General features: G+C 40.1%; 6 protein-coding genes, 2 rRNA genes and 1 other RNA gene (1 of these 9 running past the window's edge). 3 read left to right on the top strand and 6 right to left on the bottom strand.

Features of this window, described 5'->3' with window-relative positions:
* From MHB48_RS02080 to ssrS, 3 genes are all read right to left on the bottom strand, one after another.
* Positions 1-1,152 (bottom strand): 23S ribosomal RNA (locus MHB48_RS02080); it reaches 1,777 nt to the left of the window's first position.
* 235 nt (positions 1,153-1,387) lie between these two features.
* Positions 1,388-2,941 (bottom strand): 16S ribosomal RNA (locus MHB48_RS02075).
* Together the 16S and 23S rRNA genes form the textbook arrangement of a ribosomal RNA operon.
* Positions 2,942-3,372: 431 nt before the next feature.
* A non-coding RNA gene (gene ssrS, locus MHB48_RS02070) (6S RNA) lies at positions 3,373-3,566 on the bottom strand.
* Between the two features lie 438 nt (positions 3,567-4,004).
* Here ssrS and MHB48_RS02065 point away from each other — a divergent pair.
* Positions 4,005-4,814 (top strand): serine protease, encoded by an 810-nt coding sequence (locus tag MHB48_RS02065; protein ID WP_342599924.1) that lies wholly within the window; start codon positions 4,005-4,007, stop codon positions 4,812-4,814.
* A gap of 60 nt (positions 4,815-4,874) precedes the next feature.
* Here the strand turns inward: MHB48_RS02065 and MHB48_RS02060 are convergent, their stop codons facing one another.
* From MHB48_RS02060 to MHB48_RS02050, 3 genes are all read right to left on the bottom strand, one after another.
* A complete protein-coding gene (locus tag MHB48_RS02060) occupies positions 4,875-5,633 on the bottom strand; it encodes a hypothetical protein (protein WP_342599923.1) in 759 nt (252 codons plus the stop codon).
* Between the two features lie 33 nt (positions 5,634-5,666).
* Entirely contained in the window at positions 5,667-9,479 is a 3,813-nt protein-coding gene (locus tag MHB48_RS02055; RefSeq protein ID WP_342599922.1) for an AAA domain-containing protein, read from the bottom strand.
* A 501-nt stretch (positions 9,480-9,980) separates the two neighbouring features.
* A complete protein-coding gene (locus MHB48_RS02050; RefSeq protein ID WP_342599921.1) occupies positions 9,981-10,487 on the bottom strand; it encodes a YhcN/YlaJ family sporulation lipoprotein in 507 nt (168 codons plus the stop codon).
* 216 nt (positions 10,488-10,703) lie between these two features.
* On the opposite strand from MHB48_RS02050, the gene MHB48_RS02045 reads away from it, so the two are divergent.
* Positions 10,704-11,333 (top strand): dienelactone hydrolase family protein, encoded by a 630-nt coding sequence (locus MHB48_RS02045; protein ID WP_342599920.1) that lies wholly within the window; start codon positions 10,704-10,706, stop codon positions 11,331-11,333.
* Between the two features lie 459 nt (positions 11,334-11,792).
* Positions 11,793-12,359 (top strand): hypothetical protein, encoded by a 567-nt coding sequence (locus tag MHB48_RS02040; protein ID WP_342601282.1) that lies wholly within the window; start codon positions 11,793-11,795, stop codon positions 12,357-12,359.
* The last annotated feature ends 53 nt before the right edge of the window (positions 12,360-12,412 follow it).

Genomic DNA, 12,412 nt, shown 5'->3' with positions numbered 1-12,412 from the left:
AGTGAGCTATTACGCACTCTTTAAATGATGGCTGCTTCTAAGCCAACATCCTGGTTGTCTAAGCAACGCCACATCCTTTTCCACTTAACAAATACTTTGGGACCTTAGCTGGTGGTCTGGGCTGTTTCCCTCTTGACTACGGATCTTATCACTCGCAGTCTGACTCCCAAACATAAATCATTGGCATTCGGAGTTTGTCTGAATTCGGTAACCCGGGATGGGCCCCTAGTCCAAACAGTGCTCTACCTCCAAGATTCTTAACGTTTGAGGCTAGCCCTAAAGCTATTTCGGAGAGAACCAGCTATCTCCAGGTTCGATTGGAATTTCTCCGCTACCCACACCTCATCCCCGCACTTTTCAACGTGCGTGGGTTCGGACCTCCAGTAAGTGTTACCTTACCTTCATCCTGGACATGGGTAGATCACCTGGTTTCGGGTCTACGACCACATACTCATTCGCCCTATTCAGACTCGCTTTCGCTGCGGCTCCGTCTTCTCAACTTAACCTTGCATGTAATCGTAACTCGCCGGTTCATTCTACAAAAGGCACGCTATCACCCATTAACGGGCTCTAACTACTTGTAGGCACACGGTTTCAGGATCTATTTCACTCCCCTTCCGGGGTGCTTTTCACCTTTCCCTCACGGTACTGGTTCACTATCGGTCACTAGGTAGTATTTAGCCTTGGGAGATGGTCCTCCCAGATTCCGACGGAATTTCACGTGTTCCGCCGTACTCAGGATACACTCAAGAGAGAATGAACTTTTGACTACGGGGCTTTTACCCTATCCTGCGGACCTTTCCAGATCGCTTCGTCTAGCTCATTCCTTTGTAACTCTATGTAGAGTGTCCTACAACCCCAAGAGGCAAGCCTCTTGGTTTGGGCTATTCCCGTTTCGCTCGCCGCTACTCAGGGAATCGATTTTTCTTTCTCTTCCTCCAGGTACTTAGATGTTTCAGTTCCCTGGGTGTGCCACAGATACGCTATGTATTCACGTAAATGTACTGCTCCATTACGAACAGTGGGTTTCCCCATTCGGAAATCTCCGGATCAAAGCTCACTTACAGCTCCCCGAAGCATATCGGTGTTAGTGCCGTCCTTCTTCGGCTCCTAGTGCCAAGGCATTCACCGTGCGCCCTTATTAACTTAACCTAATATGGCTTCCAATTACTTGGAGTCCATTCAAAATTAGTAGTTAAAAGTACTACACAATCTATAATCACCGAAGTGATTACAAATTGAATTTCTTGAATTTGTTTCTTTCAATGTCGTTTTATCCAGTTTTCAAAGAACAAGTTTTCAAATGCTCATAAAAATGAACATTCAAAACTGAACTGCAAAACGTTAAGATACAGATAAAAATCTGTATTCCGTAATATATCCTTAGAAAGGAGGTGATCCAGCCGCACCTTCCGATACGGCTACCTTGTTACGACTTCACCCCAATCATCTGTCCCACCTTCGGCGGCTGGCTCCCGTAAGGGTTACCCCACCGACTTCGGGTGTTACAAACTCTCGTGGTGTGACGGGCGGTGTGTACAAGGCCCGGGAACGTATTCACCGTGGCATGCTGATCCACGATTACTAGCGATTCCGGCTTCATGTAGGCGAGTTGCAGCCTACAATCCGAACTGAGAACGGTTTTATGGGATTAGCTCACCCTCGCGGGGTTGCGACCCTCTGTACCGTCCATTGTAGCACGTGTGTAGCCCAGGTCATAAGGGGCATGATGATTTGACGTCATCCCCACCTTCCTCCGGTTTATCACCGGCAGTCACCTTAGAGTGCCCAACTGAATGCTGGCAACTAAGATCAAGGGTTGCGCTCGTTGCGGGACTTAACCCAACATCTCACGACACGAGCTGACGACAACCATGCACCACCTGTCACCGCTGTCCCCGAAGGGAAAGATCTATCTCTAGAACGGTCAGCGGGATGTCAAGACCTGGTAAGGTTCTTCGCGTTGCTTCGAATTAAACCACATGCTCCACCGCTTGTGCGGGCCCCCGTCAATTCCTTTGAGTTTCAGTCTTGCGACCGTACTCCCCAGGCGGAGTGCTTAATGCGTTAGCTGCAGCACTAAGGGGCGGAAACCCCCTAACACTTAGCACTCATCGTTTACGGCGTGGACTACCAGGGTATCTAATCCTGTTTGCTCCCCACGCTTTCGCGCCTCAGCGTCAGTTACAGACCAGAAAGCCGCCTTCGCCACTGGTGTTCCTCCAAATCTCTACGCATTTCACCGCTACACTTGGAATTCCGCTTTCCTCTTCTGTACTCAAGTCCCCCAGTTTCCAATGACCTTCCACGGTTGAGCCGTGGGATTTCACATCAGACTTAAAGGACCGCCTGCGCGCGCTTTACGCCCAATAATTCCGGACAACGCTTGCCACCTACGTATTACCGCGGCTGCTGGCACGTAGTTAGCCGTGGCTTTCTAATAAGGTACCGTCAAGGTACGAGCAGTTACTCTCGTACTTGTTCTTCCCTTACAACAGAGTTTTACGATCCGAAAACCTTCTTCACTCACGCGGCATTGCTCCATCAGACTTTCGTCCATTGTGGAAGATTCCCTACTGCTGCCTCCCGTAGGAGTCTGGGCCGTGTCTCAGTCCCAGTGTGGCCGATCACCCTCTCAGGTCGGCTACGCATCGTCGCCTTGGTAGGCCGTTACCCTACCAACTAGCTAATGCGCCGCGGGCCCATCCTGTAGTGACAGCCGAAACCGTCTTTTAACATTTCCACATGTGAGGAAATGGATTATTTGGTATTAGCCCCGGTTTCCCGGAGTTATCCCAATCTACAGGGCAGGTTGCCCACGTGTTACTCACCCGTCCGCCGCTAAATCAGAAGAAGCAAGCTTCTTCGTCATTCGCTCGACTTGCATGTATTAGGCATGCCGCCAGCGTTCGTCCTGAGCCAGGATCAAACTCTCCATAATAGAGAACTTAAAAAGCTCATTTGTTTTGCTGGCATCATCATTAAATGATGTCAAAATTGTTGCTATCAAACTAACAGAAGTTAGTCTTTCAAGCTATATGTCTTAACGTTTTGCATGTTCAGTTTTCAATGTTCATGTTGTTGTCTCGTTTTGACGACTTTTATATCATAACAAATTCCGTTATTAATGTCAATAACTTTTTTAATTTGTTTTTTCTAGAAAAGTCATTAATTAAAAAGACAGCTAAAACAATATATCACCCTTTGAAGACATTTACAAGCATTTTTCTACTATAATTTTAAAAAGTTTTCAAGATGAATAAGCAACATATTACTTAGAGAATAGAAAAGGCGAGCAAATACTAATAGAACCTTATCATATCAAACAAAAAACCGGTCTCCATTTGGAAACCGGTTTGAAATAATAAAATTTAGTAAGCCGCTTTTGCCGTACTTTATAAGAAAGTTTTAAACCACCACTCCTCAAAGTGGGTGTTCGCAGAAACTATCTTGCATGTCCTCATTGTCAAAAGAGAATAAGGCCTGTCATTCCAGCATCTATATAAAACTCCCTGTTACAGCATAAAGGTTAAAACTTAATATCCATACGTACAATGCAGCTTATATTGATATATTAAACCCATTTCGGATTTAATTCAAGGAAAATGATTTTACTCAACAATCATTACATTAATCGATTTTGCAAAGTAGAGCATGCTTCTCTTTCCATCATTAAATTATAGCAACTAGATGATTTCCCTTTAACAGAGCTGCTTTTTCCACTCTCGGACGAGTAGCACCGACCAGTGCTCGGTCTTCTGAAATTAGCTTGCTATTTTTGCCCTTTCCCAAATTTCGTAATTCTGTACCGTTTTTATTGAAATACAATATAAAATTTTACTAGCAGGTTGCTTAATAAATTTCCAATTTAGTTCAACCCTCACCTCCCCCCTTTCGTCATTAATAATTTTCTAACTAAATTACACCTTATCTATCATGAAGAACCCGATAACATTTATGTATAATAGAAATAACATTATCTATATAAGTGAGGATGTGTATGCATGGATCCGAATGAGCGTCGAGATATTGATATGGACGAAGAAATAGACGATGAAGAACTGCAGCAACTTGTATTAGAGGCACAGCGAGAAGCACTTCTTAATGAACCACGTGAAAAAACAGGTCGCACAATAAAGAGGCCTTTTCCTAAATGGATATTCTGGCTAATGGCTATGGTCTTGTTTATTAATACATTTGCTGTGATTTTTCAAATTTACTCCATCCCCGCGATTGAATTTATAAAAACGTCTGCAAGATTATCGACCCAAGAAGACATCGCGCTCTATAAGGAATCTGTTGTAGTCGTTTTAACAGAGGATGGAAAAGGAACTGGTTTTTCTATATCCAATGATGGAACTATCCTAACTAACTATCATGTCATCGAAGGAAATGGTCCGGTAACAGTGGAATTCCCCGAGGACGGGCGTTTTAAAGCAAATATCGTGAACACGTATCCATCGGTTGATCTTGCTGTATTAAAAGTGGAAGGAGAAGATTTTCCTTTTTTAGAGCTCGCAGAACAAACTACTTATATAGAAGGAGACCATATTTCTTTTATCGGTAATCCGTTAAGTTTTACAGGAATAGCTAATGAAGGTACCATCATTGATTATTTTCAATTAAGCGATTGGGATGTCCCTGTTATGATGATGAAGGCACCGGTTTACCGTGGCAATAGTGGCAGTCCCGTATTGAATGAAAAAGGGCAAGTAATCGGCGTTGTGTTCGCTACATTAGATCATGATGAGCATGGAAAGGTTGGGCTATTCATCCCCATCGATGAATACAATAAACAACAAAACTTTGAATAGAAAAAAATACCCCATCCAAGTCAATGACCGTAAATGGGGTGTTTCAATGTTAAACTTAAATTACAAGTATTTTTCTTTCCAGTTCACACGCTCTTTTTCATTTAACTCATTTTCAAGCGTTTCATCCCATTGCTCAAGCAAAGTATTCCACACCCGAGCGTACAAGAGGTCCTCCTCTTCATTATACAGGATAAACTCCAAGCAGGGGATATCATCTATATAGAGCTCTGATGTAGAGACTATTTCGGATATAACTGTTTGGATGTCTCCTTCTCCTTCTTCAGCTTCCACACCACTAGTTCGAAGTGCATCTATTACCTGCAAATCCTCAAACTTTATTTTAGCGCTTTCTTCCTTTGCATACCGATAAATCTCTAATTCTTCCTCTCCATCTAAAGCAGGTTTGATTTCACCTTGTAAAAAGTCTTCATGGCAAGGGCTATAGAGCAAAGTATGGGACTTCGTTTCTTGCTCCTCTTCAAATATCCCATTTTCAAGTTGGCGGAGCCCTCTATCTGTTAAAGCAAATATGCTCTCTCTCTTTTCGATTAATCCAGTTCTCCCCATAATGTTAAGTAAATCCTCAAGAAATAGCTGCTCCACTAGTAATAAATCACTTAATTGATCCACTTTTGTAATTTGCGCTTTTTGAAAAGTAAGTAGCATCATTTTCATGAGTACATCCATCTTCGTCCGTTTGATCGGCTTGAATTCCACTTCAATAGAATGAACTGCAATGCTCCATGAAGCAGAATCTATCAATTTCACTTTTATATTCTGTTGCAGTTCCTTTTTTAAACGTTTCTCCAAGTCACGCATTTACCTATACCCCTAAGCTACACTTATTATTTTCTAGTTCCCTTTATGGTCTCGGAAACCATTTTGACCTTTAACAATACGAAGCAAGCGTTCATACATCTCTCTAGAATCCCTCTGCTTCGCACGTTTTGTGAACATCTCTGCGCTTCCCACAAGTACTAGCAACTCTCTCGCTCGTGATAACGCTACATTTAATCGACGATAATCATTAGCAAATCCGATGTCTCCACTCTTATCTTGATTATTACGAACCATACTTAATAGGATTACATCCATTTCCATCCCCTGAAATTTATCGACAGTTCCTGTTCTAAAGTTTAAGTGCTTCAAGCTAATTTCTTGTTGAATTAGGCGATCTATCCGCTTCACCTGTTCACCGTAAAAACTAATAACACCTATACTCTTTCTTTCCTCTGGTTTCATTCTACCTTCTTTTTTCGCAGTTTCCGCAGCTTTATCCAAATCAATTAGAACTTCTCGAATGGTATTTAATTCTCCTTGATTGAATCGGCTCTTACCATCCTTCATGCGCTCTTCAAAGTAAGTTTTTTCATTTGGCATATTAAGCCACAAGAGATGATCGTTTCTTTTGATATAGTGAGATTCAAGTAAATGGTCACGCATAGTATCTGAATCCGTTAAACCACATTGCAGACGATAATTTTCTTCTTCATAAAATGGTGTAATAGTTTCCATGATATTTTCATGCATACGATATTGGATGGCTAACATCGTTTTATTGCTCTTCGGTAGGTTTTTAAATAGACGCTCGAATAAAGACTCTTTTAATAGCTTCTTCAATTCTTCCTTCTCTTCAAAATCGTTACTTTCTTCCAGTATCGCTTTAAGTGTTTCATCCAATGTATCTTCCCCAACAAGAGGAGGAAGCTGATGATGATCTCCAACTAGAATAATCTTCTTACCCTTTAACATCGGCAGAAGTAGTTCGGGTGGTGTTGCTTTGGATACTTCATCGATAATAACCACATCGAAGGTTGGATAATTCTCCATAAATTCTTTTCTGGCAGATGCAACACAGGTTGTCCCAATAACGTTTGCGTGCCGTACATAGAGTTTCCGGATCTCATCTAAATCATGGTCATTTGCATCTTGCAGTAATGAAAACCATTCATTCTGCAGCGATTGAGTGATTGGTAAGCGATCTTTTTCTCGTTGAAGGGATATGTTTTTCTCCGACAGAACGGTTATTTCGCTTCTAGTTCTTTCACGCTCTTCCTCGGGGTTTCGCTGCAATATTTCGTCTAGCGCTTTTAATTGTCTCTCCTGCTCCAAACCTTCCGAATTCACTCGCTTACTTTCCTTTTCTTTTTCTTGGAGAGCTTTTGCGTACACTTCAATTTGTTCAACCATACCTTTAACTTTGTTCTTTTTCAGCTCTAATTGATTTACATAATTTGTGAGCGTTACTTCTATATTCTTTAAATTCGTTAGTGTGTCCTCCTTCTCGCGTACATCTGTTTGCAATAGATGTAGTGAAGGTATGTCATGAACAGGACCTATTTCCCTCTGTAGTTGCTCTACTCGCTCCTGGAGGTTCTGCTGCTGTTCGCTTTGAGTAAATCCGTTATTTTTTAGTTCATTTATAGTCTGCTCCATCGTCATTTTGGTTTGCTTTACTTGCTCAACCATTTGCTGCTTAATCGTTTGAAACATCTTTGTCGAATTAATCTTCGCCTGTTGAAAAATAGCCCCCTGCTTCCATACGAAGTTCTTACGGACATATAGTCCTTCTAAATAGATTGCTAGTTTTTCCATATTCACTTCATCGTTGTGGGACGTTAACATTTTCTTCATTATGTCAATAAACTGATGAATCTCTTTCACCGTGTAAGAGGAATGAAAGACAGTCCCGCTTCTACCAATATTATTTTTCACGTTTTCCACTGGAAAGTTATTATTCCGCAGTAATCGCTCCAAATAATCAATCGCAGATAACAATCGAGCATTTACATCTTGCCACTCAGTAAATGATTTGATTTTCTCTATTAACTGATCAAGCTCGGTCAGTTGTTGCTGTAAAATAGGAGAGAGCTCAATCCCATTGTCATTCACTCTGCTTCTTAGTATCTCTAACTTGTGAATAGATTCCATTTCACTTAGTAATTCTTCTATGCTTTTTATCTTTATCTGTGCAACTTGATACTTCTGTCTAGTTGTCACTAGTATCTCTTCCATCTTTTGTAACGACCCTGTTGCTTCATGATAGAGTATTTCATGACGAATCTGATTCATTTCCAAATTCAATTGATCGATTTTTCCTATCAATTGTTGTTTCGTTGGATTAGACTCGATGTATTGCTCCATCTGGTGTATTTCTTTCGTTAGTTCATCAGATGTCTTCTGCAAAGTTTGTAGACTATCTTCAAGCTCTTCTCGTTCTTTCTTCAATTGAACTAAGCTCTTTTTAAGCTGTTTAATTCCATTACTTATTTCTATATGCTGCTCTCGGGCAACTTCCTTTTGCTTTATGCTTTCTTCTAACAAAGTAAGTTGGTTTTCAAGCAACTGTATTCGCTCTTCACAATTAGTTAGCTCATCTGTTAGTTGACCTTCCTTGAAGGAATGGGAATCAATTTCATCTTGTAAGTCACTCAATGTTTGATCCTTCCAATATTGCCCTACATTTTCTTCTATAAACTTTTTACCCTCTTCTTCAATACTTTCCGTACGTCCAAAGCGTAAAATCCGAATGTCTTTATTCGAAAGTAAACGACTTAACGCATTATCTACCGCTAAGTTTGATTGGGAAGCAACTAAAGTCCGAAGCCCAGCTTTGGCGTTCTGCTGACATATTTCTGAAATTACCGTAGTCTTTCCTGTTCCTGGTGGTCCTTGAATGACATAAAGATCCTCTGCAGACATAGCCCCAATAACAGCCTCTTGCTGAAACTCATTGAGTTGATTATGAAATTTTAATTTCTCTTGCTTACTTGTAATACGTATAGTCGGACGATCTTCAAATAATATTTTTTCTAAGTTAGCATTTGCTGCAAGGCCATTTTGTAAGTCTTCAAATCCTTTTCGAAGGCGTCTAATTTGGCTAAGGGTAGCAAAATTGCTAAATACAGCTTCTTTTAATTTCGGATGCAACTGATTTCGTCTTGCCATCTCTCGAAACTTGGGCTTGATTTCGATTTCGATCGTCTTCTTATTTCGATCTACTTTTAGCACTTCACCCACGTCATTTTGAAACCCTTTCAAAGTAACACTTAGACCCTTTAATTTATTCCATTCATTATTGTTCACATTACTACCGATTAGTGTCATTCTACTGAAGTCTTCGTTTAATAGTAGCTTGGAGTAAGCTGCTGTAATATCCGCAATGTCCGCATTGCGTTCTTGAATTTTCAAATAGCCTTCCCAACTGGAAATTCGTTTCTTTACGTATTCCGAACGTTCTTCCGCTACAGGTAATTCTCGAATCTTTGTATGTAATTGAATTGGCATTCCTGCACCATTATTACGGGCAGTAACAAAAGTTAAATCTACCGAAAGGCGTCTATTCGTTCGTACTGGAACTTTCATGCCACGCACGTGAAAACCAGTAGCAAGAAAACCGTCATTTTGTAGTACACACTCCATTACCGCCACTCTTCCAGTTAACTTTTCTGCCAACACTGTATTCGTTGTATTATCAAAGTAAAGAGAAAGAGAGATATTGCCATGCGAATTGACTGGTCGCTTTTCAATATGCACTTCAAAAGATCTTTGTATGTTAAAAAAGGCATGTTCATCAGTTGACCATTCCTGAATTCCTTTGCGTGCTTTATTCGTCATCATTAGGTTACACCGCATCGTGTTTACTAGGGTTGCCGCTTGTCTCATGAACAGACCTCCTTTTATTTTTAGCTCTATTAAACGATCATGATGATATGAAGGAAATCCACTCGCTTTCCGCTGACAAACTGTCTGGCCTCCTCAGGGCAACAGGATATTGGTCACGAATCTGTTGCCACACGGATGTGGCGAATGTAGGATTTGTTCCTATAAGCTCATTGCGTGGTCTTAGTAGCCCGTTTTTTCGCAGGAGTCTCGCGGATTTTATTCACATCTATATTCTTCCAAAAACTATAATCTTATTTTACATAGCCTTATTTTTAATTAAACCCAACTTATATATCCTAGCATTTTTCGAAGAAATCGTGAATTACTGTACATTTGAGAAAATTAAATCGACATTTATTAGAATAAAAACACATCCTTGAAAAATTGTGTACGGTGATATTCCAGCTAACAACTTACTTTTCAAGACGAAAAAACCGGCTCCCTTTGGAAACCGGTTCCTTCAAAATTTGGATTGATACGCTAAGCCACTTTTACAAGCAATTAATGTGCATCAGGGAATACTCTTTTTACAGTGTCAGAAAATTCTTCAAAAAATCCTTCTACCGGCTCATTTGCTCTAATTTTTTCACCATATTCGGTAAATTGCTTAGCAAAGTCTGGGTTCGTTGACACATACACATTGTCAAAATCAGCATTCGCCGCTCTTGCTTCATCTGCAATTTTCTTGTCGAGCTCTTCAGTCGAGCTTACTCCTTCTTTCAGCATGACCCCTACATATGCGTTATTATCCGTTACAATTACATTTGCACTTTCCACTTCTTCTAATTTTGTAATTTTATCAGCAACATCATCTGCTAATTCAAGCTTGTGGTCGTTCGTTTGATTCACATCATTAGTAGTCGTTTCCTCAGTCGTTGTCTCTTTATTTACTTCCGATTCTGTAGTTGTATTGACATTGTCCTTCTGATCATCCGTATCATTAGTTCCACAGCCTACCAATGAACTTACGAGAAGTAAAGTCATAGGTATTGTTAATATTTTACGCATTAAAAGCTCCTCCTTTATATTTGCAAGTGATGTTAGGATGTGAACTTTTGTCATTATTATTCATCCACAAAATTTAAAATATTGAAATGGCAAAAAAAACGCTTGGTGTTAGCGCAACAAACGCTTCGACGGAAGTTTCTTAGGATGACACACGTATAACAAGGTAATCTCCTATGATAAAATGGATGTACTTCAACCTGAAAGGAAGATCAACGAATGAAATCACCTTTTACTTTTAAACATACTGCGCCTCAATCAAATGGCGAAAAGCAACCTTCGATATTTTTATTGCACGGCATGGGCAGTAATGAAGAAGACTTACCACAGCTTGTAGAGGATTTGGAGAATACTCATCATATATTCAGCTTACGCGGTCCGATTGTTTCGAATCCAGGATACGCTTTTTTTACCATTGAAGAAGCAGGCAAACCAATCCGTGATGTATTCGATAAAGTAGTAACGTATATTCAAGCATTTATCCGAGAGGCGATTGTAGAGTATGAGCTAGATCCCACTAACATTACAGTACTCGGCTTTAGCCAAGGAGCGGTGCTTGCACAAACTTTAGCACTGACTCTGGGAGATGAAATTAGTCGAGCAGTGGCGTTGAGTGGGTATATACCTAAATTTGTAAAAGAAGAGTATAGCAAACGCCCGGTAGACCATTTGAACATCTTTATTTCACACGGTGACTATGATTACGTTATTCCATCTCAGTGGGGTGCAAAAAGCAGAGATTTCTTTGTAGAGCAAGAAGCAAACGTGATATTTAAAACTTACAGTGACGGTCACGGTGTGACGCCTGAAAATCACCAAGATCTAATTTCATTTTTAAAAGGAAATTGATACATAAAAGAAAAATGCAAGCTCCCTGGTCTGCACTTGATCGTAATCGGGTTTACTTTGGACGAAGACAATGCACACCATTACCTTGAGTTTGGCGTGGAGAGAAGTGAGTCTACAACTTTTCTCTACGCTTTTTTCGTTAATCTCGGCTTAGTCCAAAGACATCCGAAAACTAATAGAAACAAAGTAAATTGTATATTCATTTTCAAGAGAAGGTCCCTTAAAATGAAGGAATCTGGATATTTAACTGAGAAAAAATTAATTTTGTTAACCTTCTATCTTTTCTAATCACATTAACGAGTTAATAGGAGTATCCTAGCTTATAGCCTTTTAAGAAAAATAGGGAGTGGATGTAAAGTGTACCCTTACTCAAATGAATTTCCCTCTTTTCCTCATGGACCTGTATGCGGGACTCCGTACTTGTATTGTAGTAATACAGTAAGATACTTTCCATATCAGATGCCTTTCATTTATGAGCACTCGTGCATTAGTAAAGCAGAGGTTGATTTCAAAAATTTAAACCGCCTACTTTGGGAACAGCACGTCTACTGGACAAGAATGACGATAACCAGCTTAGTATTTAACTCGCCTGATCTACAGCCAGTGCAAGAACGACTCTTAAGAAATGCCCCGGATATGGGCAATAGTATCCGACCTTTTTATGGTGATCAAATTGCTGATCGATATACTGCGCTCATAAAGGAGCATTTAGTAATTGCTGCCGAATTAGTGACAGCTGCTATAAAAGGTGATTCAAAAACAGCAGAGGAAAAAGAGAAAGAATGGTATAGAAATGCAGACGATATTGTAAATTTCCTAAGTAGTATTAATCCGTATATAAATAAAGAAGAATTTCAGAAAATGTTTTATTCCCATTTAGCTTTAACAAAAAACGAAGCGGTTAATATGATTCAGAAAAATTATAAAGGCAGCATAGATGTCTTTGATAGGATTGAGAAAGAGGCTTTGGAAATGGCCGATATGATCTCGGAAGCGATAATCATGCAATTCCCTCATAGTTTTTAGAGCATTGTAGCATCAATAAAATACTTAGATTTATTACCTTAAACGAATGCAAG

Source organism: Psychrobacillus sp. FSL H8-0483 (genome assembly GCF_038637725.1).
Taxonomy (GTDB): domain Bacteria; phylum Bacillota; class Bacilli; order Bacillales_A; family Planococcaceae; genus Psychrobacillus.
The sequence above is the reverse complement of the archived record's forward strand: the minus strand, read 5'-3'. Positions and strand labels throughout refer to the sequence as shown.